The organism is Streptomyces rectiverticillatus, assembly GCF_013394065.1.
Classification (GTDB): domain Bacteria; phylum Actinomycetota; class Actinomycetes; order Streptomycetales; family Streptomycetaceae; genus Streptomyces; species Streptomyces rectiverticillatus.
Window position 1 is genome coordinate 6,932,969 of the sequence record NZ_CP040752.1, and the last position, 24,201, is coordinate 6,957,169.

22 protein-coding genes are annotated in these 24,201 nt (G+C 73.0%); 15 read left to right on the forward strand and 7 right to left on the reverse strand.

What is annotated here, in order from left to right; translation table 11 throughout:
* Nucleotides 1–8: 8 nt before the first annotated feature.
* From FGW37_RS30030 to FGW37_RS30045, 4 genes are all read left to right on the forward strand, one after another.
* A complete protein-coding gene (locus FGW37_RS30030) occupies nucleotides 9–812 on the forward strand; it encodes a LysR family substrate-binding domain-containing protein (protein WP_179083936.1) in 804 nt (267 codons plus the stop codon).
* A 436-nt stretch (nucleotides 813–1,248) separates the two neighbouring features.
* Entirely contained in the window at nucleotides 1,249–1,419 is a 171-nt protein-coding gene (gene rpmF, locus FGW37_RS30035) for a 50S ribosomal protein L32 (protein ID WP_179083937.1), read from the forward strand.
* A gap of 5 nt (nucleotides 1,420–1,424) precedes the next feature.
* Nucleotides 1,425–2,612, forward strand: coding sequence for a GTP-binding protein (locus FGW37_RS30040; protein ID WP_179083938.1), 1,188 nt, complete (start codon nucleotides 1,425–1,427; stop codon nucleotides 2,610–2,612).
* Between the two features lie 111 nt (nucleotides 2,613–2,723).
* Nucleotides 2,724–2,915, forward strand: a complete 192-nt coding sequence (locus tag FGW37_RS30045) for a hypothetical protein (RefSeq protein ID WP_179083939.1) — start codon at nucleotides 2,724–2,726, stop codon at nucleotides 2,913–2,915.
* A gap of 65 nt (nucleotides 2,916–2,980) precedes the next feature.
* Here FGW37_RS30045 and FGW37_RS30050 read toward each other — a convergent pair whose 3' ends face one another.
* Complete coding sequence (locus FGW37_RS30050) at nucleotides 2,981–3,829, reverse strand: DUF4097 family beta strand repeat-containing protein (RefSeq protein ID WP_179083940.1); 849 nt, start codon at nucleotides 3,827–3,829, stop codon at nucleotides 2,981–2,983.
* A gap of 53 nt (nucleotides 3,830–3,882) precedes the next feature.
* A complete protein-coding gene (locus FGW37_RS30055) occupies nucleotides 3,883–4,431 on the reverse strand; it encodes a hypothetical protein (RefSeq protein ID WP_179083941.1) in 549 nt (182 codons plus the stop codon).
* A 395-nt stretch (nucleotides 4,432–4,826) separates the two neighbouring features.
* Between FGW37_RS30055 and FGW37_RS30060 the strand changes: the two genes are divergently transcribed.
* From FGW37_RS30060 to FGW37_RS30095, 8 genes are all read left to right on the forward strand, one after another.
* Nucleotides 4,827–5,324, forward strand: a complete 498-nt coding sequence (locus FGW37_RS30060; RefSeq protein WP_058043217.1) for a YybH family protein — start codon at nucleotides 4,827–4,829, stop codon at nucleotides 5,322–5,324.
* A 125-nt stretch (nucleotides 5,325–5,449) separates the two neighbouring features.
* Complete coding sequence (locus FGW37_RS30065) at nucleotides 5,450–6,775, forward strand: radical SAM/SPASM domain-containing protein (protein ID WP_179083942.1); 1,326 nt, start codon at nucleotides 5,450–5,452, stop codon at nucleotides 6,773–6,775.
* Nucleotides 6,772–8,817, forward strand: coding sequence for a radical SAM protein (locus FGW37_RS30070; RefSeq protein WP_179083943.1), 2,046 nt, complete (start codon nucleotides 6,772–6,774; stop codon nucleotides 8,815–8,817). Before FGW37_RS30065 ends, FGW37_RS30070 begins: the two co-directional genes overlap by 4 nt.
* Nucleotides 8,807–10,012 (forward strand): metallopeptidase TldD-related protein, encoded by a 1,206-nt coding sequence (locus tag FGW37_RS30075; RefSeq protein WP_179083944.1) that lies wholly within the window; start codon nucleotides 8,807–8,809, stop codon nucleotides 10,010–10,012. Before FGW37_RS30070 ends, FGW37_RS30075 begins: the two co-directional genes overlap by 11 nt.
* Nucleotides 10,009–10,998 carry a hypothetical protein gene (locus FGW37_RS30080; RefSeq protein ID WP_179083945.1) on the forward strand — a complete coding sequence of 330 codons (990 nt, stop codon included), beginning with the start codon at nucleotides 10,009–10,011 and terminating at the stop codon, nucleotides 10,996–10,998. Before FGW37_RS30075 ends, FGW37_RS30080 begins: the two co-directional genes overlap by 4 nt.
* 42 nt (nucleotides 10,999–11,040) lie before the next feature.
* Nucleotides 11,041–12,057, forward strand: a complete 1,017-nt coding sequence (locus tag FGW37_RS30085) for a fatty acid desaturase family protein (RefSeq protein WP_179083946.1) — start codon at nucleotides 11,041–11,043, stop codon at nucleotides 12,055–12,057.
* 46 nt (nucleotides 12,058–12,103) lie between these two features.
* Nucleotides 12,104–13,171 carry an amidinotransferase gene (locus tag FGW37_RS30090; protein WP_179083947.1) on the forward strand — a complete coding sequence of 356 codons (1,068 nt, stop codon included), beginning with the start codon at nucleotides 12,104–12,106 and terminating at the stop codon, nucleotides 13,169–13,171.
* Nucleotides 13,171–14,532, forward strand: a complete 1,362-nt coding sequence (locus FGW37_RS30095; RefSeq protein WP_179083948.1) for an alanine racemase — start codon at nucleotides 13,171–13,173, stop codon at nucleotides 14,530–14,532. Before FGW37_RS30090 ends, FGW37_RS30095 begins: the two co-directional genes overlap by 1 nt.
* Here the strand turns inward: FGW37_RS30095 and FGW37_RS30100 are convergent.
* The 3 genes from FGW37_RS30100 to FGW37_RS30110 form a co-directional block, all read right to left on the reverse strand.
* On the reverse strand, nucleotides 14,448–15,701 hold the full coding sequence (locus FGW37_RS30100) for an MFS transporter (protein ID WP_179083949.1): 1,254 nt from the start codon (nucleotides 15,699–15,701) through the stop codon (nucleotides 14,448–14,450). The genes FGW37_RS30095 and FGW37_RS30100 overlap by 85 nt on opposite strands.
* On the reverse strand, nucleotides 15,698–16,198 hold the full coding sequence (locus FGW37_RS30105; RefSeq protein ID WP_179083950.1) for a methylated-DNA--[protein]-cysteine S-methyltransferase: 501 nt from the start codon (nucleotides 16,196–16,198) through the stop codon (nucleotides 15,698–15,700). The genes FGW37_RS30100 and FGW37_RS30105 overlap by 4 nt, the downstream gene beginning before the upstream one ends.
* A gap of 130 nt (nucleotides 16,199–16,328) precedes the next feature.
* Nucleotides 16,329–17,843, reverse strand: coding sequence for a DNA-3-methyladenine glycosylase 2 family protein (locus FGW37_RS30110; RefSeq protein ID WP_246430641.1), 1,515 nt, complete (start codon nucleotides 17,841–17,843; stop codon nucleotides 16,329–16,331).
* A gap of 197 nt (nucleotides 17,844–18,040) precedes the next feature.
* Between FGW37_RS30110 and FGW37_RS30115 the strand changes: the two genes are divergently transcribed.
* Nucleotides 18,041–19,264 (forward strand): nitric oxide synthase oxygenase, encoded by a 1,224-nt coding sequence (locus FGW37_RS30115; protein WP_179083951.1) that lies wholly within the window; start codon nucleotides 18,041–18,043, stop codon nucleotides 19,262–19,264.
* Here the strand turns inward: FGW37_RS30115 and FGW37_RS30120 are convergent.
* Both FGW37_RS30120 and FGW37_RS30125 read right to left on the reverse strand, forming a co-directional pair.
* Complete coding sequence (locus FGW37_RS30120; protein WP_179083952.1) at nucleotides 19,254–20,228, reverse strand: hypothetical protein; 975 nt, start codon at nucleotides 20,226–20,228, stop codon at nucleotides 19,254–19,256. The genes FGW37_RS30115 and FGW37_RS30120 overlap by 11 nt on opposite strands.
* A 94-nt stretch (nucleotides 20,229–20,322) precedes the next feature.
* Nucleotides 20,323–21,147, reverse strand: coding sequence for a maleylpyruvate isomerase family mycothiol-dependent enzyme (locus FGW37_RS30125; RefSeq protein WP_179083953.1), 825 nt, complete (start codon nucleotides 21,145–21,147; stop codon nucleotides 20,323–20,325).
* Nucleotides 21,148–21,215: 68 nt separating this feature from the next.
* On the opposite strand from FGW37_RS30125, the gene FGW37_RS30130 reads away from it, so the two are divergent.
* Nucleotides 21,216–23,090: a CASTOR/POLLUX-related putative ion channel gene (locus FGW37_RS30130; RefSeq protein WP_179083954.1), complete on the forward strand. Its 1,875-nt coding sequence runs from the start codon at nucleotides 21,216–21,218 to the stop codon at nucleotides 23,088–23,090.
* 20 nt (nucleotides 23,091–23,110) lie between these two features.
* Complete coding sequence (cysD, locus tag FGW37_RS30135; protein ID WP_179083955.1) at nucleotides 23,111–24,052, forward strand: sulfate adenylyltransferase subunit CysD; 942 nt, start codon at nucleotides 23,111–23,113, stop codon at nucleotides 24,050–24,052.
* Nucleotides 24,053–24,201 lie beyond the last annotated feature (149 nt).

Sequence of the window (24,201 nt, forward strand, 5' to 3'; positions counted from 1 at the left end):
CTGGCGGGGTGACAGGCTCGGAAGATTCCCCTTCGTTCCGGCTCGCGTATGTCCCTGGAGTGACACCCACGAAGTGGGTGCGGATCTGGAACGAGCGGCTGCCCGAAGTCCCACTGACGCTCGTGGCGGTGCCCGCCGCCGAGGCGTGCGAGGCGCTGCGGCGCGGCGACGCCGACGCGGGTTTCGTACGGCTGCCGGTGGACCGGCAGGATCTCAGCGCGATCCCCCTCTACACCGAGACGACCGTGGTCGTGATCCCGAAGGACCACGTCGTGGCGGCGGTCGACGAGGTCTCCCCGGCGGACCTCGCGGACGAGATCGTGCTGCATCCCCTCGACGACGTCCTCGGCTGGGAGACGCTGCCCGGGCAGCCCGCGATCGAGCGTCCCGCCACGACGGCGGACGCCGTCGAGCTGGTGGCGGCGGGCGTGGGCGTGCTGGTCGTGCCGCAGTCGCTCGCCCGCCTGCACCACCGCAAGGACCTCACCTACCGGCCGCTCTCGGACGCCCCCGAGTCCCGCGTCGCCCTGTCGTGGCCGCAGGAGGAGACCACCGACCTGGTGGAGCACTTCATCGGGATCGTCCGCGGGCGTACGGTCAACAGCTCGCGGGGCCGGCCCCTGCCCCAGGCGGCGCAGCCCCGGGAGAAGACCAAGGCACAGGCCAAGGCGCAGCCCAAGCAGAAGCGTCCCGGTACGGGCGGCGGCGCGCAGCGCAAGCCCGCGGCCGGCAAGTCGGGCGGCAAGGCCCCCCGGGGCGGCGCGGCCGGCTCCAAGGGCGCCAAGCGCGGAAAGCCCCGCCGCAAGCCGTGACCCGGTCACAGGTGTGCCCTGTGACGAGAGGCATGCGATGTGACGGCGGGCATGCGATGTGAATGCGGCAAGGTTCGGCCGGACCGTGCACCCCTCTTGTCGCCGGACCCGGCCGGGTGTTCGCTGGAACGAGGTAACCGCGCGTCGAAGGAGGACAGCCGGCCATGACCCTTCACGAGCCCGCCCCGGCGAACAGCGCCGACTGCACATGCGGACCGGGCTGCTCATGCTCATGCGCCTGCCACGGCGGTGGATGAGGTAGGACCCCGGATGCGGATCCAGAGCACCGGATGACACAGGGGCCGGTCGGCGCATGCCGACCGGCCCTTCGGCATGCGCCCGCCGAGGGGCGGGGTCCGTCGAGCAGGCCAATTGGTAATGGGATCCATTTTCATATAGCGTCGGTTCCGCACCGACCGGAGAGGACCCCGAACCCATGGCCGTACCCAAGCGGAAGATGTCCCGCAGCAACACCCGCCACCGCCGCGCCCAGTGGAAGGCGGCCGCGCCGCACCTCGTGCCGGTCACCGTCGACGGCGTCGTGCACCTGGTGCCGCAGCGCCTGGTCAAGGCCTACGAGCGCGGCCTGCTGCGCCCCGAAGGCTGACGGGCGTGCGCGGCCGACTGCCGGTCACCGTCCTGTCCGGCTTCCTCGGAGCGGGCAAGACCACCCTGCTCAACCACGTGCTGAGCAACCGCGAGGGCCTGCGCGTCGCGGTCATCGTCAACGACATGAGCGAGGTCAACATCGACGCCGCGCTCGTGCGCGGCGGCGAGGCGGCCCTGTCGCGCACCGAGGAACGGCTGGTCGAGATGACCAACGGGTGCATCTGCTGCACCCTGCGCGACGACCTGCTGGAAGAGGTCGGCCGGCTCGCCCGCGAGGACCGCTTCGACCACCTCCTCATCGAGTCCAGCGGCATCTCCGAACCGATGCCCGTGGCGGCGACCTTCGCCTTCCCCCGCGACGACGGCGCCACCCTGGGCGACCTGGCGCGCCTCGACACGATGGTGACCGTCGTCGACGCCGCCAACTTCCTGCCCGAGCTGGAGGGAGGGGACGGGCTCGCCGAGCGCGGGCTCGACCAGTACGAGGACGACGAGCGCACCGTCAGCGACCTGCTGATGGACCAGATCGAATTCGCCGACGTCATCGTGCTCAACAAGCTCGACCTCGTCGACGCGGAGAGCGCCGAACGGCTGCGGGCCGCCCTCGCCCGGCTCAACCCGCCCGCCCGGATCGTGACCGCCACCCGCGGGCGCGTGGCCCTCGGCGACGTGCTCGGGACCGGGCTGTTCGACCTGGAGCGGGCGCAGCAGGCCCCCGGCTGGGTCATGGAGCTCAACGGGGACCACGTCCCGGAGACGGAGGAGTACGGCATCTCCAGCACGGTCTTCCGCGCGGACGCCGCGTTCCACCCCGGCCGCCTGTGGGAGTTCGTCACCGAAGGCCTCGACAGCGGGTCCTACGGCCGGATCCTGCGCTCCAAGGGATTCTTCCGCCTGGCGAGCCGTCCCCGGGTGACCGGCCTGTGGTCGCAGGCCGGCTCCGTCGCCCGCTTCGAGCCCTCCGGAGTCCGGGACGCGGACAGTGCACAGGGCCAGGAGCTGGTCTTCATCGGCACCGGCCTGCGCAGCGAGGAGCTCCGGGCCGCCCTGGCCGGCTGCCTCGTGCAGGACGGCGAAGGGCTCCCGGCCACCGACCCGTTCCCCGCGTGGGACACCTACGGGATCGACGACGCCTGCGAGCACGAGCATGAGCGCGAGTACGAGCGCTCCGCACTCGTGCCGCAGGGCTGAGGCCTCCGGGCCGGGCAGTGGTCGCAGCCACGGCACTGCCCGGCCCGGTACGTCCCGCTCGGCCGCGCTCCGGCCCCGTGGCCTGCGGCCGCCCATGAGATGATCATGTTCATGTGGAACCGCAGGGGCGCGTGCAGGCGCTGTGGAAGGGACGGCAGCTTCCGGCGGCGTACGTGCCCGACTTGCCGGCGTTCGGACCGGGCCGAGACGGCCGTCGACGCCGCCGACACCGCGATCGAGATCGGTGCACTGGGCTGGGTGTGGCGCGGCATACGGGTCGTGGTGCGGGCCCTGACCGACTGATGGTGTGGGCCCTGACCGACTGAGGGCTCCTCGGCCGGCCTCCGCCGGCCCGGACCCCGTCCGCGTCAGGAGCCCCCGGCCCGGCGGACCGTCACGTCGCCGACCGACGTGGTCGCGTACACCTCGGCCGTCTCCTTGGCCCGCCCGGGTCCGTCGGAGGCCGTCAGGAGGTTGTGCACGTTGCCGAACTTCGTCCGGACGTCGAGCCGCGCGGCCGTGCCGGGCCGGATGCCGATCTCGATCTGTCCGCTCGACGTGGCGAGCACGATCGAGCCGCGCACGACCTCGTCGACGCGGATGTCCCCATGAGCGGTCTTGGCCTCCAGGGCCGCGTGCGCCGTGCCGACGGAGACGCTGCCGCTGGCCGACCGCACCCGCAGGTCCCCGGCCGCCTCGCCGACCCGGCTGTCCCCGTTGGAGTTCTTGATCACCGCCGGCCCGGCCAGTTCGCCGGCCCGGACCGCGCCGGTCCCGGTCGTGATCGTGGCGGTGCCGTGCACCCGGTCCGCCGTGACGTCGCCCAGGGAGGTGGTGGCGGTGAGCGGGCCGGTCTCCTGGACCCGGATGTCGCCCGCCGACGTCTTGATCCGGCACTCGCCCAGCCGCCCGCTGCAGCGGAAGGCGGCCATCTGCCCGGTGCCCTCGACCGCCGAGTCCGACGGCAGGCCGATCGTCACGTCGACGGAGCCGGCTTTGCCGAAGAAGGCCCGCGACTTCGGGCCCTTGACGAGCAGCCGGCCCCCCGCGTACTCGACGCGGGTGTCCTCGGCGGCCTTCGCGTCCGCCGCGTTGCCCGGATCGCTCGGGCGCACCTCGACGACCGTGTCGGTGCGCTCGTCGGCCTGGAGGCGGACGTCCCCGACCTGGAGGTCGACGGAGACGGAGATGGGCTGCGGCGTCTCGAAAACAGGCATGGTGATGTCCCCGCTGGTCGGAAGGGTGGCGATGCTCCGGTGCCGTCCGGGGGTCAGGTCACCCAGCCCGTGTAGTGCTGGCCGCCCCGCGGTGCGCGGCGTTCGGGGCGCCGTGCCTGCTCGTCGAAGTCGAGCATCGCGGACACCGCCCGGACCAGCCAGGCGTTGACCGACAGGCCCTCGCGTCCGGCGGCCTCCTCGATCCGCGCCTTCAGATGCTCGGGCGGCCGGAAGTTGATGCGGGACGTGGCGCCGTCCTCCCCGGCCGCCGGCACCGGCAGCGGGGCGGGCCGCGGGGGCACCGCACCGGCGTGCGGGCGCTCGAAGCCGCCCTCGGCCTCGCCGGGGCCGTGGTCGGCGGGGGGAAGGGTGACGACGAAGCTCGGGTCGAGCCCGCGCAGCCGGACCTCGACCGAGCCCGGCGCCAGATCGCTGGTGATCTCGTCCGCGGCGGCGGACAGGGCGTCGAGCAGGACGAGCCGGACGGTGGAGGAGAGCGGCGCGACGAGGCGCTCGGCGACCTCGCGGGTCTCCGCGTCGCCCGCCTCGGCTGCGACCAGGAGTTCCTGGCGCAGGTTGTCGACATACCGCATGAGTTCCATGGCGCCATCCTCACACCGCCGTGGCGCCAGGTGCAAGCCGCCCCGGGACCGGCGGTCCTCTATTCGGAACGGGATTCCCGAATTCCCGTCCGGCTTGAATAACGGATTCCGCGCCGAAAACCGCCGATCCGGGCCGCGATCAAACCTCTCAACTGGGCACTTTTATACGGGAGTTCACGGGTATTGACAGTCAACTCACCCTCGATGATAGTCGGGTACCAGCGAACAAGCGAGCGACTGGGTGAGCCTTGCGATCTGGTGCAAGGGCGAGATGAGAAATTCTCCGCAGGTACCCTCCCTCAGCCTCCGCTGGGGGTGCTCCCGCACGACGTCCCTTTCCGGTCCCTCATGCAGTCGACGCAGCCGGAGCAGCCGAAAAACAAGGGAATCGCTCAATGACCATAGATTTCGTGCCCACGGTGACCGCGGGCGCCATCACCAGGGAAGCCGTCCAGCAGCTCCTCGAGGAGTACCGGTCGGCATATGACCGCAGCGACCAGGGGTACTTCGACCTGTTCGCCCCCGACGCCACCTTCTTCATTCTGTCGTCGCCCACCCGCATCGACAGCCGTGAGGAATTCCAGCGGGTGTTCACCCTCGCCGCCGGTACGGCCCGGCGCAGCCAGCTGCTCTCGCCCGAGATCCGGATCCTCGGCGACACGGCCCTCGTCAGCCTGCACTGCCGGGTGGCCCTCGGCGAGGAGCAGCAGTACCTGCGCGAGACCCTCGTGGTGACCCGCGGGGCCCGCGGTGACCTGCGCATCGCCCACCTGCACGTCTCGCCCCAGGACATGCCGTCCGTACCCGACTCGCCCGAGCGCGCCGTCGAGGAGATCTCCGTCATCGAAGAGCGCACGGCCACCACGGCCAGCACCGTCGGTACCCCCAAGTAGCAGCGGGGAACCGGAGCACCCGACGACCGCCGGGGCTCTCGTGCTCACCGGCGAGGGTCCCGGCGGTTCACGTCCGTCCCGCGCGCGACGGAGACGGACGACGACGGAGACGATGGAGGGGTACGTTGCTGCAGCACCTTTCGTCCTGCACGCCCGAATACGCCCGGCGGCTGCCGCCGAAGACCCGGCCGGTCATTCGCTACCGCCGGGAGGACTTCGGCTGGCTGGCCGCATTCCCGGACGGCTCGGTGGCCATGTACGACGAGGGCGCCGAAGCCCTGCTGCGCGCGGGCGAACCACCCGAACGATGCACGGCCCACCTCGTCGAAAGACTCTCCGTGGAGACGGATTTCCATTTCCGGGCGCCCGCCATGGTGTGGCTGGAGATCACCCGCTCCTGCAATCTCCGCTGCCCGCACTGCTTCGTCGAGGGCGGCCGGGCGCGCAGCTCCGAATTGCCCACCGAGCTCATCATGCGGCTGCTCGACGAATGGGCGGCCATGGGCGTCTTCTCGCTGATCGTCACCGGCGGCGAACCCACCATGCACCCCGATTTCTGCGAGATCGTGCAGCGCGCGTACGACCTGGGATTCGTCATCGGCATCGCCACGAACGGCACGACGCTCAGCGAACGCATCCTCTCCCGCATACCGCAGGACGACGTCATCATCAGCATGAGCATCGACGGCCTGCACGGGCAGGGGAAATACCGCAACGAAGGCGAGTTCGCCTACGTCACCCGCCGGCTCGCCGAACTCCGGGACCGCGGATTCAACACCAGCATCATGACCACCACGACCCATGAGAACGTCGACGACCTCCCCGTCATCATCGACTGGGCGAAGGAGAACGACGTCAGCCTGCGCAGCGTGCCCTTCATCCCGATGGGTCGCGGCGCCCTCCACAAGGACCTCGCCAGTTCGATGCACGACGTCGAGCGGACCGCCCGGTTCTGGATCGACGAGGAGGAGTGGGGCCGCGAGAAGGACCGCACCCTCGGCCTGTGCGCGGGCAAGGTGCTCGACTTCCTCTACACCATGGTCTTCGCCACGCGCCGCTGCATGAGCGGACGCGGCGTCTGCTACGTGAACTCCGCCGGGGACGTCTTCCCCTGCAGCACCTGCGCCGGGAACAAGGTGCTGTGCGGCGGCAACGTCCAGCTCACCCCGTTCGCCGGCATCTGGGAGAGCGAGGACTGGCTCATCCGGAAGATCACCTGGGACAACTACCGCGACACCTGCGAAGGCTGCCCCATCAACGACGACAAGTACTTCTGCACCGGGCGCTGCCCGAGCCAGTCCAGCATCCTCAACGGCACCTTCGACGGCTGCGGCACCAGCGACTTCCAGCTGCAGAGCATCCTGCGCAGGGAAGAGCTCTTCCGCGAACACATCATGGCCGAGCCGCGCGTCGAACTGCGCCGCGGCGAACGGGCCGGGGAGCGCTCATGATGAAGGTCGCGCTCGCCACCAGCCCGCACCTCAACCACGGCGGGATGTCCCTGCGGACCCGGCCCGGCGACCCGCCGCCCATGCAGAACTTCGTCCCCGTCGGCCTGCTGTCCCTCAAGGCCGCCGCCGACGCGGCCGGAGCGCCCGCCGCGATCGAGGTCGTCGAGACCAATCAGCTGCTGCTCGACGGCGCCGTCCCCAACGACGACGCCCTCTACGACAGCCTGGCCCAGTCCGTACTCGCGGCCGGCGACTCCCTGGTCGGCCTGATGACCGACGCGGACTCGCTCGTCCACACCGTCCTCCTCGGGCAGGCCATGCGCAGGCGCTCCCCGGACACCCGGATCTGCCTCGGCGGCCCGGCCGTCACCCCCATCAGCGCCGAGTTCCTCGGCCGCTTCCCCTGGGCCGACTTCATCGTGCGGGGCGAGGGCGAGGCGACCTTCAACGAGCTCCTGGAGACGCTGCACGCGGGCGAGGACCCCTCGGGGATCCACGGTCTCACCCACCGCAAGGGCGGCGAGGCCGTCGTCAACCCCGAACGGCCCCTGTTCCAGGACCTCGCCGACCTGCCCTGGCCCGCCTACTACGCCTACGACATGTCCAAGGGCGCCCGCCTGTACCTGGACGTCGGCCGCGGCTGCCCCTTCCGCTGCTCCTTCTGCGCCACCGCACCCTTCTGGGAGCGCAAGTTCCGCATGCGGCCCATCGACGACATCATCCGGCAGCTGGAGTACGTCCGCGACGTGTTCGGCCGCACCAGCGTGAACTTCTCGCACGACATCTTCACCTGCAACCGCCCCTGGACCCACGAGTTCTGCGACGCCCTGATCGCCCGCGACCTCGGCGTCACCTGGGGCTGCAGCACCAGGACGGACCTCATCGACGCCGGACTCCTCGACAAGATGGGCGCGGCGGGCTGCGAGGAGATCTACTACGGCATCGAGAGCGGCTCGCCGAAGATGCAGCGCTGGATCAGGAAGAACCTCGACCTCGAACGGTCCCTGGAGGTGGTCCGGGCGACGAAGGCCGCGGGCATCCGCCCCGTCACCGGCTTCATCGTCGGCTACCCGACCGAGACCCGCGAGACCATGTCCGAGACCCTCACCCGCTTCTTCCAGTTCCTGGAGGAGGGCCAGGGCCGCAGCCAGCTGTTCACGCTCGTCCCGCTGCACCAGTCGCCCATGTACAAGCAGTACGCGCCGACCCTCAACCGCCCCGCCGAGTACTACGACATCCCCGTCACCGACCGGCTCATGGGACAGATCCAGCAGTACCGGCGCGAGCACAAGGACGTCTTCTGCACCGACTACCGCTTCGCCTGCCCCGACGTGGGCGACGCGCTGATCGACGCCGCCGAGGAGCTCTCGGGCCACGTCGTCGTCCTCGCGTCCCTGTGGCCGCGGCTGCTGCCGTACTACGACTCGCCCATGGACTGGTACGAGCGCTGGGTGGCCTGGATCGAGGAGTACAACGCCGAGCACTCGCCGGGGACCCGTTTCCGCCACCAGAGCGAGGCACGGGACCTGCTGGTCTTCGCCCAGGAGGAGACCGTCCGGCTCGGCATCGAGGACTCGCCGGCCGCGTCCCTCGTACGCTACGAGATGATGCGGCTGGCCGCGGCCGACCTGCCCGAGCCGCCCCCGCGCCCCGCGGCACCCGACGTCGGCCCCGAATCCGCCCTCCGCGCCGGGGACTTCCTGAGCGCCGAGTTCCCGCACGACCTGCACCGGATGCTGCGCGGCCCGGCCGAGGCGCCCGCGGCCCAGGAGAGTGCGGGCGCGAACGGCAGCAGCTACGTGGTCACCCGCAAGAGCGCCCGCGACCGGATCGAGACCATCCAGCTGGGCCGCAGCGCGCGCGACCTGCTGGAGCGCGCCGACGGCCGGCGCACCGCGCGGCAGCTCATCGCCGAGGTCTTCCCCGAGGACCCCGGTGACCCGGACACCACGCTCCGCCGCGGCCTGGAGCTGGTCCGCTCGCTGGCGGGGATGGGCCTGCTGCTGGAGGCGCCGGTCAACGGCGGCACCGATGCCCGCTGACGGCCCGGCGGGGGAGACCGTCGCCTGCGAAGCGGCCGTCGGCAGTGTGGTGACGGCCGGGCCGCGCGGGACGTCGGCCCACCGCCTGTCCACCCGCATGGGCCGCCACGACCGGGGACCGGGCCGCGGCACGCGCATCTTCTCCGGCGACCCGCCGGGCCCGTGGCGCATCGAACTCCCCGAGCCGGAGCCGCCGGACGACCACGGCGAGGTCCTGGCCGCTCTCGCCGCGCTCCGCGAACGCTTCGGGGGCCGCGCCGTCCTGCAGTTCTCGCAGGTCTCCTCGGTCCGCGTCGTCGCGGGGACGGCCCACGGCACCGGCGCCCCCCAGGCGCGCCGCGTCTGGTCGCTGACCGGCGACCTGCTCACACCCGGCGGGCACGAGGTCCCCGTCGGGCGCAGCGGCCGCGGCCCGGCGCTGCCCCGGCTCACCGACCCGGCGTGGTGCGAGTCGGCCGCCCGGCTGGTGGCCGCCGTCGACGCGGCCCGCGATGCGGAGCCGGGGGAGTGCGCGGCGGTGCTCATGCCCCAGGCCGCGGGCGTCCTGCTGCACGAGGCGGCGGGCCACTTCGCCGAGGCGTCGCCCGGCGGCATGCCCGCCCTCGCCCACCGGCTCGGCTGCCGCGTCGCCGGCGAGCTGATCACCTTGGACGACGACCCCCTCGCCGAGGGCGGACCGGCCCACTACGCCACCGACGACGAAGGCATCGTCTGCCTCGGCCGGCAGCGGATCGTGCACGAGGGCAGGCTCGTACGCCAGCTGCACAGCCTCTCCAGTGCCGCCGCCGGGGCGGCGATGCCCACCGCCAACAGCCGCGCCGCGTCCGTGCTGCACCGGCCGCTGCCCCGCATGTCGAACGTCCTGTGCCGGCCCGGTGAGGCCGGGACCGACGCGCTCGTCGAGAACGCCGGCCACGGGCTCCTCGTCCACCGCCTCGCGGACGGCATCCGCACCGGCGCCGCCCTCGAAGCCCGCCTGGTGCTCGGCGAGCGGATCCGCTCCGGGCGCCGCACGGGCGAGTACGTCCGCGGCCGCCTGCGCGAGCGCGCCGACGTCCTCACCCGCGTCGTGGAGACGGGCGCGCACACCGAGTTCGGCGACAACGCCCTGTGCGGGAAGGACGGCCAGCTGCTGTTCGACGTCGGCATGTGCGCGCCGGCCCTCCGGCTCTCCCGCCTGCGGTGCGCGCCGTGAACCCCGCCGTCACCGTCACCCGCAGCCACGACATCGTGCGCCTGGACGCCGGCGCAGGCGAGACGCGCACCCGGCTGGCCATGACGGCGGCCTCCGACGAGCCCGGCACCTGGCGGCTGTCGTCGACCGGGGCGGCCGCCACAGGCGAGGAGCCGGGGCGCCGCGCCCGGGCCGTCCACCGCGCGCTCCGCGACCGCTCCGCACCCGCGCTCGGCGAGGACGGCCTGCTCGTGGAGACCGGCCGCATCACGACCGACGTCAAGTGCGACGGCAGGCGCGTGGCCCTGTCCACGCGTACGTACCTCCTCGTCCGCGACCGCGACCGCGTGCTCCACCTCAAGGACGGGACGGGCCCGCCCCGCTCCCTGCCCTGGGCGTCCGCCGCAGACCCCGGCGACATCCGCCCCGGCGACCCCGTCGTCCTCGGCCCCGCCGCGCTGCTGGCGCTGACCGCCGCCGCACAGGAGGAGGACGGCACGGCCGGCGGGCCCGGCAGCGGATGCTCCTCGCCCTACCCTCCGCACGACTTCCCCCTCCGCGGCCTCGTCACCGCGACCGGCCGCCGCCACGCCGACCTTCGCCGGGCGTGCGAGCTGCTGGCCGAGCCGGACCGCTGGCTGGTGCCGCACGGCACCTTCGCCACCGGCACCCGGCCCCCGGCCGCGCCGGGCCGCCTCCCCCGTACTGCCTTCCCCCGACGCGCCCTCCTCCTCGACTCCCTCACCCCCTGCGGCCGCTCCGCCGACGGCCGCCCCGGCTGGCTCGCCGCGTACTGCCTGGTGGACGGTGCGCAGGAGGCCCGGGGAAGAGGGCTCCTGCGGGTGAGGGGCGCGCCCGCCGCACTCCTGCGGGAGGCCGGGGCCGCCTGTTCCCCGGCCCGCCCGGCACTCGCCCGCGACCCGATCGGCCGGGAGTCCTACGCGCAGGCCCCCTGCGTGACCACCGCACTGACGGCCGGCCGGCTGATCGTCCCCGCGCATCCGTAGCCCGCGGAGCGCCCGCCCCCCCTCGCAGAAGGAGGAACAGCCATGTCCCGCACGGCTCCCCACGAAGGGGAACAGCTCAACCTCGACGGCTCCCACGACGTGGCCCTGGCGCCGGTCCGCGGCGCCGACACCCGGCGCGGCCTGCCGATGTCGTACTTCGAGCGCCGCCCGCGGCGCTTCATGGCCAAGATCGGCGTCGCCTTCGCCGTGATCGTGGTCTGCTGGACGGCCCTGCTGGAATTCCGCAACCCCGTCACCTGCGCGGCCGCCGTCCTCGTCCTCGGCGTGATGTACGCCTACCTGGTGGAGCTCCAGCACGAGTGCCTCCACGAGCACGCCTTCCACGCCCGGTGGGCGAACCGGACCTGGGGCTTCGTCTGCGGGATGTTCATGTTCAGCTCGTACTCCCACTACAAGTACGAGCACCTCCGCCACCACGCCTTCCTCGGCACCCCCCGCAACCAGGAGTTCTTCAACTACCGCTTCCACGGCCTCGACAGCGTGCACGGCTTCGCCCTCGCCGCGTTCCACCCCGGCCGCTACGCCGACGTCCTGCGCAATCTGGGCCGCGGCGCCGCCCGGCGCCCCATCCCCGGCGTCGAGCGGCCCCGCGCCGGACGGGCCGTCCAGAACGAGTACGCCCTGCTGCTCGTCCTGCTGGCCGGTGCCGTCGCGGCAGGGGTGCTGACCCGCGACTGGTTCGTCGTCCTGGCCTGGTTCGCCCCCGCCCTCCTCGTGAGCGAGGCGGCGCACTTCCTGATCGAGATGCCCGAGCACTTCGGCCTGAACACCCAGACCGACGACAACGTCCTGAGCAACACCCGGACCATCCACGCCTCGCGCTTCGCCCGCTGGCTCACCAACTACAACAACCTGCACACCGCGCACCACTACCACCAGGGGGTCCCCATGGTGAACGTGCCGCAGCTGCACGCCGCCATGCAGGAGAAGATCCTCGTCACCGAAACCTCGTACTGGAGCTTCTACCGCAAGGTCCTCAAGGGGGAGATCGCCTACCGGAGCGGCCGCGAGAGCGACGAGAACTGCATGACCCGCTAGCCCCGCCCTCGTCCTCCCGCCGCCCCTCACGGAAGGAAGCCCCCTCATGCCCGTGGTCTCCTCGCACAACGAATGGGACCCGCTGGAGGAAGTCGTCGTCGGCAGGGTCGACGGCGCGATGACGTCGTCGTGGGAGGTGCTCGACCGCATCTCCGTACCGCCCGCGGCACAGGAGCACCTCAGCGCCTCCGCCGGCGAACCGATGCCCCAGGACGTGGTGGAGGAAGCGGAGCGCGGCCTGGAGGAGCTCATCGGCATCCTCCACGACGCCCACGTCACCGTACGCCGCCCCGACCCGCCCGACCCCTCCCGCCCGTTCGCGACCCCCTCCTGGGCGGTCGCCAACGGCATCTCCGCCGCGAACCCGCGCGACCTTTTGCTCGTCGTCGGGGACGAGATCATCGAAGTGCCGATGGCCGACCGCAACCGGTACTTCGAGACCTGGCCCTACCGCGGCCTGCTCACCGAGTACTTCGAGCGCGGCGCCCGCTGGACCGCCGCCCCCAAGCCCCGCCTCCTCGACGCGCAGTACCGCCCCGGCTACGAGGTCCCGCCCCCGGACCAGGAGATGACGTACCTGGTCACCGAGGCCGAACCGGTCTTCGACGCGGCCGACGTGATGCGCTGCGGGCGGGACCTGTTCATGGAGCGCAGCCACGTCACCAACGCCCTCGGCCTGGAGTGGCTCCGCCGGCACCTCGGGCCGGGCTACCGCGTCCACGAGGTCGTCTCGCGGTACCCGCGGGCCATGCACATCGACACCTCCCTGCTGCCCCTGGCCCCCGGGAAGGTCCTGGTCAACCCCGAGTTCATCGACCCGGAAGGCCTCCCCTCCGTCTTCCGCTCCTGGGACGTGCTCATCCCCCCGGAGCCGGTCGTCACCCCGGTCATGCAGCGGGGGCTGATGAGCGCGTGGAGCAGCCTGAACGTGCTCATGCTCGACCCGGACCACGTGGTCGTCGAACGGTCCCAGACACCGCTCCTGAAGGCCTTCGAGCAGTGGGGATTCGACCCCGTCCCCTGCACCTTCGAGCACTACACGGCCTTCGGCGGCGCCTTCCACTGCGCCACCTTGGACATCCGGCGCACCGGCCCCCTGGAGACGTACTTCTGATGGCCGCCACCCAGCCCGCCGCGGCCGTCCCCTGGCCCGCCCAGCAGTGGTCGCCGGGCACCGGCGCACGCCCGGCCCTGCCCTCCTCGGCCCTGCCCGGCCCCGTCGTCGAGCGGCTGCGCCGGCTTGCGGAGGAGGCCGGGCCGGAGCCGCTGTGCGCGTACGTGCACGACCCGGCCGCGGCGGGCCGCAGGGCGGCGCTGCTGCGCGCCGGGCTCCCGGACTGGGCGGAGGCCTTCTACGCCGTGAAGGCCAACTCCTTCCCGGCCGTGCTCGAAGCGCTCGCCCCCGGCGTCGACGGATTCGACGTCTCCTCCGAGGGCGAGGCCGGGGCGGCCCGCGCAGCCTCCGCCCGGGCCCTGATCGCCACCGGGCCCGGCAAGACCGACGCCATGCTGACGGCCCTGGCCCGGACGGGCGTGGACTTCGTCAGCGCCGAGAGCACCCTCGAACTCCACCGGATCGCCGCCGCAGCGGACCGGGCCGGCCGCCGCATCCCGGTCGTGCTCCGCGTCAACGCGGCCACCGCACCGCTGCAGGGCGCGCTGTGCATGGACGGCCACGCCACCCAGTTCGGCATCGGCGAGGACGCACTGCCGGAAGCGGCCGCCGTCGCCCGCGCCCTGCCCGGACTCGACCTCGTCGGCTACCACTTCCACGTGGTGTCCAACAACCTCGACGCCGACGCCCACGCCGCCCACGTGCAGGCACGGCTGCACTGGGCCGTACGGGCCGCCCGCGAGCACGGCTTCGTCCTGCGCGTGCTCGACGCGGGCGGCGGCCTCGGCGTCGCTCCGCGCGGCGGGGCACCCTTCGACCTCGGCAGGTTCACCGCCCGGCTGCGCGCCGCCCCGCCCCCGCCGGGCGTCCGGGTGGTCCTCGAACCCGGGCGCTGGCTCGTGGCGGACAGCGGCTACTACGCGGCTCAGGTGACGGACGTGAAGGAGGTGGCCGGCTGCCGGTTCGCCGTCCTCGCCGGCGGCATCAACCACTTCATGCTGCCCGCCCTCCTGGAAGTCGCCCTCGACGCCGCCGTCGTGGACGTCGGCCGGTGGCCGTACGCGTGCCCCCGCCCCGCCCTGACGGACACCACCGTCTCCCTCGCCGGGCCCCTGTGCACGCCCGAGGACATCCTCGCCCGCGGCATCCGGGTCCGCCGGCTGCGCGCCGGGGACCTCGTGGTCTTCCCCCTGGCGGGCGCCTACGGCTGGGAGTTCGCCCTGCGCGGCTTCCTCGGGCGCCGGCCGCCGGTGCACACGGTGGTGCGCACGACATCTCAGCGGGTGTCGGCCCGCTCCGGCACCGGCCCGGCGGCAGCGGCGGGAGCGGAGCCGTCGCCGGTGGAGGACACCAGCAGATAGAGGCCCGGCAGCCCGGCGCAGCAGGCCATCGTCACGGCCGCGGCGGTGAGGCTGCCGCCCGCCAGCAGCGGGGCGGCGATCACCGCCCCGAGCGGCGCCGTGCCCGTCATCAGCGTGCGCAGCCCGGCGAAGGCCCGCCCGTGCAGCTCCGGCGGGATGCGCCGCATCCGCAGCGACTGCGCCCATACGGTCATGGGCGCGCTCAGCAGGCCCACCGCGAAGAAGCCGGCGCCGACCACGAGTTCCAGGGGCGCTCCGAGCACGGCGAGGAAGGCGAGCGCGGCCCCCGTCTGGACCAGCCCGATCAGCCGCACCGACGCGGGCCCGAGGCGGCCCCCGCCGGCCACCGCCGCGCCGAGGACCTCCCCGGCCGCCAGGGCCGCCGTCAGCGCGCCCAGGACCGGAGCGCCGCCGTGCAGCTCGTTCTTCGCCAGCCACGGCCCGACGACCAGGATCAGCATCCCGTCGGCGATGTTGAAGAGCATGAAGGCGACCGTCGTGGAGACGATCACCCGGTCGCGCGCGAGGCCCTTCAGCGACGCCTTCGGCGCCTGCTTCCCGGCCTGCCGCCCCGCTCGCGAGGGGGGCGACAGCGGCCGGCGCACGGTCGCCACCAGCGCCGCGAAGACCAGATAGGACGCCGCGTCGACGAGCAGCACCTGGGGGGCGCCGATCGCCCCCACCAGGACGCCGGCCGCCGCCGGGCCGACGACGGTCGCCACGCTGAAGCTCAGCGATTCGAGGGCGTTCGCGGTGTCGAGGTCGCGGTCCCCGACGAGCTGCGGGATCGCGGCGGGGAACCCGGCGAGCGGCACCATCTTGAGCAGCCCGTAGACCGCCGCCACCAGGAACGGCAGCCACTCCGGCACCCCGCCGGCGGCCGCCGCGAGGGGGACGGAGGCCACGCACGCCGCCCGGAACACGCTGTCCGCGATCAGCAGCGTCCGCTTGTCGAACCGGTCGAGCAGCGGCCCCACGAGCAGACCGCCCACGACGACCGGCGCCGTGAAGCAGACCCCCAGCAGCCCCAGCCGTCCGGTGCCGCCCTCCTCGAGCACCAGCCACGCCAGGGCCAGGAACGTCATCCCGTCACCGAGCAGCGACACGGAGGCGCCCAGCCAGAGCCGTCCGAAGTCGCCGGATCGCAGCACCCGCCCGTACGCGCTCATCGGCCGCTCGCGCTCCTCTCGTGGTCCAGGAGCCACCGTTTGACCGCGAGGCCGTAGTAGTAGCCGCCGAGGGTGCCGTCCGAGCGGCGGATGCGGTGGCAGGGGACGATCAGCGGGATCAGGTTGCCGGCGCAGGCGGCGCCGGCGGCCCGTGCCGCGCTCGGGTTGCCCGCGGACTCGGCCAGCTGCCGGTAGCTGACCGTTGTGCCGGGTGGGACCTTGCGCATCGCCTGCCATGCGGCCTTGTGGAAGCCGTTGCCGCTCTGCACGACGGGGAGGGTGTCGATCGCCTCGACCCGGCCCTCGAAGTAGGCGGCGAGCGCGGACGCGTACGGCTCGGGTGCCTCCGCCGGCACGGGGTCGCGGCCGCGCCACGGAGGGGGCAGCTCGGCCGTGAGGGCGGCCGGGGCCGCCGTGAAGCCCGCGGCGAGGATGCCGTCCTCGGTGGTCAGCAGGCTGAAGGGGCCCAGGGGGGTGGGCAGCGTTGTGCTGCGCATGCCGTGTGCGTTCACCGGTCTCCTCAGGTTCCGGGCTCCGCCCGGTGGACAGTCGGTCGGCTGCGGGCTGTATGCGGCCGGTCGCGCCCACGCGGCGGAGCCGCAGATGTGACACGGCCCCGCGCCCCTTTCAGGGGCGCGATACCGCAGCTGACTTCAGGAGGTGCAGTGCCGCGTACGAGCGCCACGGGCGCCAGGCCCGGGCGTGTTCGGTCAGGTGGGCGGCGTCGCGGCCTCCGGCGATGCCCAGGGACTTCGCCGCGGCCCGCACCTGCGGGTCCTGCGGGGCGAAGGCGTCGGGGTCGCCCAAGGCGTGCATCGCGATGCGCTGTGCGGCCCACTCGCTCACGCCGGGCAGCTCGCGCAGCCTCGCCGCCGTCTCCTCCCGGTCGGCGTCCCGTTCGAGGGACAGCTTCTCCGCGGCCACCGCACCGGCCAGGGCCCGTACGGCGGCCGCCGGTCTCCCGGCGAGGCCGAACGCGGCCGGATCGGCGTCCGCCAGCGCCTGGGCGGAGGGGAAGAGCCGGCAGGGGCGGCCCTCGCTGGCCGCCGCGACCGGCTCGCCGCAGTGCACGGCCATCCGCGTGCAGACCGCGCGCACCTCCGCCAGGGAGGCGAACTGTTCGAGGACCGCCCGCAGGGCCGGTTCGAAGCCGTGCGTGCACCCGGGCATCCGCAGCCCCGGTGAGGCCCGCACCAGCGCCCCGATCCACGGGTCGGGACACAGGGCGTCACCGATCGCCGCGGGGTCGGCGTCGAGGTCGAGCAGGTCGCGGCAGCGCCGTACGGCGGCCGTCACGTCGCGCAGGTCGGCGAGCGTGAGCCGCAGCGTCACGTGCTGCTGCCCGGTCCGGCCGCGCGCGGCCGCCGCGACGGTGAGGTCGAGTTCGGCGGTGCCGCTGCCCCGCGGCAGGCGCAGCGTACGGCGGTAGCGGTTGCCCTCGGTCTCCTCGACGCCGGGCACGGCCCGCTCGCGCAGCCACGCCAGCATGCCCGCGCCGTCGAAGGGCGGCCGGTAGCGCAGGCGCAGCACCAGCGGCCCGGACCGGCCGGGGGCCCGGTCTCCCGCCGGCTGGTCCGCCCGGGCCCCGCAGGCCCTGCGCAGCTCCGTGGGCGAGCAGCCGAAGGCCGCGCGCATCCCGTCGTTGAACTGCCGGACGCTGGAGTAGCCCGCGGCGAGGGCCACTTCCGACAGCAGCAGCGCACTGGATTCGATCAGCAGCCGGGCCACCTGGGTCCGGCGGTTGAGCGCCAGGGCGAGGGGGCCGACCCCGACCTCCGCGACCAGCTGCCGGTGCAGGTGGCGCTCGCTCACCGCCAGCTGCCGGGCCACCCCGGCCACCCCGATCTCGTCGACCGCGCCGCCCGCGATCAGCCGCAGCGCCCGCGCCACCAGGTCGCCGCGCACGTTCCACTCGGGGGAGGAGGGCGCCGCCTCGGGCCGGCACCTGCGGCACGCCCGGAACCCCGCGGCCTCGGCCGCCGCGGCGATCCGGAAGAAGCGCACGTTCTCCGGCTTCGGCGTCCGCGAACCGCACACCGGGCGGCAGTAGACGCCGGTGGTCGTCACCGCGACGTAGAAGGACCCGTCGAACCGCGCGTCGCGGCTGGCCATGGCCCGGTAGTAGCTGTCGAAGTCGAGCACGTGGTCATTGTTCCCATGCCGCGCCCGCCTGTCTGGCGGTCATCGGACATGGTGATGGGGCGGCCCGGAGGCCTTTCCGCAGACTCCTTGGCCGCCGCGAAGCCGCCGCATACGATGTCCCGGCGCGCATGTCCGAAGGTCTTTTTCCCGGCCGTCCGGGCCGGAGCCGGCCGCGGCCGGCGCAAGGTGGGGGCTCGATGACGACCGATCAGCGAAACGGGCGGCACCCGCGGGCCGTGGTGGACGAGGGGGAAGCAGAACGTTTCGTCCGGCAGTTCCACGACGAGTCCGGGCTGGACGACGGCGCCCTCCACACCCGGCTGATCGCGATACGCCGGCAGGTCGCCGAGACCGGCACCTACCGCCACACCCCCGAAGAGCTCGCCTTCGGCGCCAAGGTCGCCTGGCGCAACTCCGCCCGCTGCATCGGCAGGCTCTACTGGCAGAGCCTGCGGGTCCGCGACCGCCGGCACGTCACGAACGCCGCGGACGTCGCCGCCGAGTGCCTCGCCCACTTACGGACGGCCACCAACGCCGGGCGGATCAGACCGGTCGTCACCGTCTTCCCGCAGGACGACGCCGAGGGCCCGCCCGTCCTCATATGGAACGAGCAGCTCGTCCGCTACGCCGGCTACCTGCGCTTCGAGGGCGGCTACACCGGAGACCCCGGCGGCTTCGGGCTGACCGAGCTGGCGACCCGGCTGGGCTGGGAGGGCGCGGGCGGCCGCTTCGACGTACTGCCCCTGATCATCCAGACCAGGGGGAACGCCTTACAGATGTTCGAGCTCCCCCCGGACGACGTGCTCGAGGTCCCGCTGAGCCACCCCGCCCTGCCCTGGTTCGCGGAGCTCGGACTGCGCTGGCACGCCGTCCCCGCCATCTCCCACATGCGGCTGCGCATCGGCGGGATCTCCTACTCCGCGGCCCCCTTCAACGGCTGGTACATGGGCACCGAGATCGGCGTCCGCAACCTCTGCGACACCGACCGGTACGACATCCTGCCCGAGGTCGGCCGCAGGCTCGGCCTGGACACCTCCAGCACCCGCACCCTCTGGCGCGACCAGGCGCTCGTCGAGGTCAACCGCGCGGTCCTGCACTCCTTCGACGCCGCCGGTGTCACCATCGCCGACCACCACACCGAATCCGCCCGCTTCCTGCGCCACCTGGCCAGGGAGGAGCTCGCCGGCCGCAGCTGCCCGGCGGACTGGTCGTGGATCGTCCCGCCCATGTCGGGCGCGCTCACCCCCGTCTTCCACCGCTATTACGACGAGAGCCGGCCCCGCCCCGACTTCCACCTCGACGACGGCGCCCGGCTGCGCGCCCGGGGCGTCCCGGCCCCGCCGTACCGGCGCTGCACCGGCACCGGCCCCGCCTGGTGCGACGCGACGCAGGGTCGCGGCAGCGGCCGGATCACCCCCTGAGCCCGCCCGGCAGCTGCCGCACGACGGCCGGGCCGGACAGGAAGGGAGCGGCGTACGGCTCGGTGTCCACCGGCGAGCCGCTCACCAGGAACGCCCGCAGCCCGCGCCCCGCCGGGCCGTCCCCGGGGTCGCTCGCCCCGTCGTTCCCGCCGTCCGCGTAGCCGAGCATGAGCACCGGGTCCGTCAGGGCGTCCAGCGACAGCACCAGATCGGCCTCGTCGAAGCCCGCCGGATCAGCGAAGTCCTGCGACGGGACCGCCTCGAAGGCCATGCTCGCCTTGAACGTGAACAGCCCCGGGCGGGGGATGTGCCCGTAGAGGTTGGGGTCGTCGCCCATCGTGGCCCACGCGTAGCCCTTCTCGCGGGCCACCCGCATCGTCGCGCAGTAGAGGGCGCGCGGGAGGCTCGCCCGCCGCGCCGCCTCGGTGACGGCGGACCAGCGCAGCCTGACCGCACTCTCGTCCGGGGACTCCAGCGCGAGCGTGCCGCCCTCCAGCGCCTCCCCGCGGTACAGGAACACGGCGAAGTACTTCTCCGGGCCGTACAGGATGGTCTCCCGGTGCCTGCGGGCGAAGGCCACGCCGTACGGCATCCGCGCCACCCGGTCCTCGTAGAGGTCGAGGAAGAGGTCGAGGCCCTCGGGCGATATCCGGTCCTCGACGACTTCCCGCAGGCCGTCCCGCGCGATCATCCGGCGCGCCTGGTGGATGCGCTGCCGGGACTTGCGGGGAAGGCGCCGCAGGAACTCCTCCTCGCCGGTGCCGAGGGCCGCCCGCCACGTCACGGTCGAGGGCTTGCGCACAAAGCCGCGGCGGGCCAGTTCACCGTGGAGCTCCGGCGGGGGGTCGGTCATCCGGACGACGGCCACGGACTTCGGGCCGGCCCGGGTCCAGGGTGCGGCGGCGAGCTCACCGGCGCCGACCATGGCGACCGGAAGACCGAAATCGTCGATGATCTCCATCATCCAACTCCCGCAGCCCCGGCGTTCGTTCAGGTATCCGGGGGTCTATCAGCCCCCACTGGGCGGGGTCAAGGAACGAGGGGCCCGCACGCGGCTTTCAGACCGGGGGTACGAGGGCGGCATAGCGGTCCAGGACGTCCCGGTCACCTTGCACCGCGAGCCGGTCGGCGGGGATCCGCCCCCAGAGGAACAGCATCAGCTCCGAAGCCGTACCGGCCACTTCGACGTCACAGGCCTCCCGCTCGCCGGCGCCGTCGCCGGACCGGACGTCGTCCCCGTACCGGACGTCGTCCCCGTCGAAGCGCACCGTCCACACTCCGGTGCCGTCCGTCCGACGGAAGCGGTACCGCTCCCCGGAGCCGGGCGGGGCGGCGGTGCGGGCGCGGCTCCACGGCACCATCACCTCGAACGAGTGGCCCACGGCCTCCGCCGCGAGCGTGGCGTCGACCAGCCCGGGCGTCCCCAGGGCGTTCTCCGCGTCCCAGCGGTGCACGGCCGCCTCGATGGTCTGGACCCGCAGCCAGAAACCGGTGGTCCGCTCCCGCGACCACGTCCACGCGGGCTCCTCCGGAGCGCGGCTGCGGAACAGCGCCTCCAGCGCGGCCGCCCCCTCCGCGAACCAGTCGGCCAGGCTCTGCGGCAGCGGCCCGAGGTTGGGCGCGTGCTCCGGCCGCGGCCAGTCCGCGGTGTCCTCGGGGAGCCCGGCGGAGAAGGCCGGGTCGGAGGCGTCCGGCGGGCCCGTGAGCCGGTCCCTGACGATGTGTGCGACACCCCGGTGCACGCTGCCCAGGTGCACGACCAGGTCCGACACCGACCAGCCGGGGCAGGAGGGGACCGGAGGCGACCCGCCGGCACCGGCCGCCCGGCGGGCCGCGGCCTCGAACGCCCGTACCTCACGGTGGAAATGGGGAAGGAGGTCCACGCTCCCATTCTGCCACCGGGACGCTTTCCGCCTGGGATGATCCGTCCGGAGCGAGGGGGGAGCGGGACATGACGCGCACGACGCTGCGGGAACGGCTGCGGTACTGGTTCGACGCCACCATGGACCGCGGGACCCCCGCCCTCATCGGCTGGCTCGCCCTGGCCTCGCTGCTGCTGGTCGCCTCGACCACCGTCCTGGTGGTGCTGTGCACCGACGAGGACACCGAGGCCAACGGCGGCTGGGCCGGCGTGGCCTGGATGAGCATGCTGCGCACCCTCGACCCGGGCACGATGGGCGGCGACACCGGGGGACCGGCGTTCCTGGTCCTGATGCTGCTGGTGACCATCGGCGGCATCTTCATCGTCAGCGCGCTCATCGGCGTCATGACCACCGGCCTGGACACCCGGCTCCAGCAGCTGCGCAAGGGCCGCTCACGGCTCGTCGAGCGCGGGCACACCATCATCCTGGGCTGGTCGGAACAGGTCTTCACGGTGGTCGCCGAGCTGGCCGAGGCCAACCAGAGCAAGCGCCGCTCGTGCGTGGTGATCCTCGCCGACCGCGACAAGGTCGCCATGGAGGACCGGATCCGCACCCGCGTCCCCGACACCGGCCGCACGCACGTCATCTGCCGCTCCGGCAACCCCCTCAAGCGGGCCGACCTCGAGCTCGTGAGCCCCGACACCGCCCGGTCGGTCATGGTGCTGCCACCCGGCGGGGACGACAGCGACACCAGCGTCATCAAGGTGCTGCTGTTGCTGAACAACCGCACCTGGCGCGGCCCCCGGCCCCACGTCGTCGCGGCCGTGCAGAACTCGGACAACCTCTCCGTGGCGCGCCTCGCGGCGGGGGAGACCGGCCTGGTCGTCGACGCAGAGGACTTCGCCGTCCGGCTCGTCGTCCAGTCGCACCGGCAGACGGGGCTCTCCGCGGTCTGCGACGAGCTGCTCAGCTTCGTCGGCAACGAGATCTACCTGCAGCCCGAACCGGCACTGACCGGCACGACCTACGGCCAGGCGCTGCACGCCTACGAGCTCGGCATCCCCATCGGCCTGCGCAGGCCCGGCGGCGAGGTGCTGGTCAACCCCCCTATGGACACCGTGATCCGGCACGGGGACAGCGTGGCCGTCCTCGCCGAGGACGACCTGCTCATCCGCCTCGCCGACACCTGCGTCCCCGTCGTCCGCACGGCCATCTCCTGTCTCCCGGGCACTCAGCCCGCCCCCGACCGGACCCTGCTCATCGGCTGGAACTCCCGCGCCCCGAAGATCGTCAGCCTGCTGGACCAGTTCGTCCGGCCCGGCTCCGTCCTCGACATCGCCGCACCCCGGTGGCCCGTGGGGGCCCTCGACACTCCACGGGAGAACCTCACCGTCCGCCACCGCCCCTGCGACCCCACCAGCAGGAGGTCGCTGGAGTCCCTCGGCCCGGGCGGCTACCAGCACGTCATCGTCCTCTCGGACGACAGCGTCCCGCCCGACCTCGCCGACGACCGCACCCTGGTCACCCTGCTCCACCTGCGGGACATCGAGGTCCGCCTGGGCGACCCGTACTCGATCGTCACGGAGATGAACGACGACAGCAACCGCGAGGTGGCCCAGGTCACCAAGGCCGACGACTTCATCGTCAGCACCAAGCTCGTCTGCCTGCTGCTGACCCAGCTGGCCGAGAATCCCGGCCTCCACGACGTGCTCGCCGACCTCTTCGACCCCGCCGGCTCCGAGATCTACCTCAAGCCCGCGCCCCGCTACCTGCACCCGGGTGCGGAGGCGAACCTCGCGACGGTCATCGAGGCGGCACGGCAGTGCGGGGAGACCGCCATCGGCTACCGGCTCCACGCGCTGAGCGACCGGCCGCCCTTCTACGGGGTCTTCCTCAACCCGCCCAAGGCCGCAGCCCTCACCCTCGGCGAAGAGGACCACGTGGTCGTGCTCGCCGAGGGGTGAGCACGGGCAGGATGGACGGCATGGAGCCTGAGAACCCCTCCGGGGACACGTGTGCGAGCGGCCGTCCGCGGGACCTGGCGCACCTGGAGGTGCTGGAGTCGGAGGCGGTGCACGTCTTCCGTGAGGTGGCGGGGGAGTTCGAGCGGCCGGTGCTGCTGTTCTCGGGCGGCAAGGACTCCATCGTCATGCTGCACCTGGCACTGAAGGCCTTCGCCCCCGCGCCCCTGCCCTTCGCCCTGCTGCACGTCGACACCGGCCACAACTTCCCCGAAGTCCTCGCCTACCGCGACCGCACCGTCGCCGGCCACGGACTGCGCCTGCACATCGCCTCCGTCCAGGAGGCCATCGACACCGGACGCGTCCGCGAGCGCCCCGACGGCACCCGCAACCCCCTGCAGACCGTCCCCCTCCTCGACGCCATCACCCGCCACCGCTTCGACGCCGTCTTCGGCGGCGGCCGCCGCGACGAGGAGAAAGCCCGCGCCAAGGAACGCGTGTTCTCCCTGCGCGACGAATTCGGCGGCTGGGACCCCCGCCGCCAGCGCCCCGAACTGTGGCAGCTCTACAACGGCCGCCACGCCCCCGGCGAGCACGTCCGCGTCTTCCCCCTGTCCAACTTCACCGAACTCGACGTCTGGCAGTACATCGCCCGCGAGAAGATCGAACTGCCCGCGATCTACTTCGCCCACGAACGCGAGGTCTTCGCCCGCAACGGCATGTGGCTCGCCCCCGGCACCTGGGGCGGCCCCCGCGACGGCGAGGAGAGCCGGATACGCACCGTGCGCTACCGCACCGTCGGCGACATGTCCTGCACCGGCGCCGTCGACTCCCACGCCACCACCGTCGAAGAGGTCATCACCGAGATCACCTCCTCCCGCCTCACCGAACGCGGCGCCACCAGAGCCGACGACAGACTCTCCGAAGCCGCCATGGAGGACCGCAAACGCGAAGGCTACTTCTAGATCAAGCCGGTGAACATGCTGGTCACCACGGCGCTCCTGAGGGATCTTGTACTGACAGATCGTTTACTGACAGGACGTCCGGCGCGCCACGGCGCTGCGGACACGTCACGGCAAGAGAGGACCTCACAACTGTGAGCTCGCGAACCACG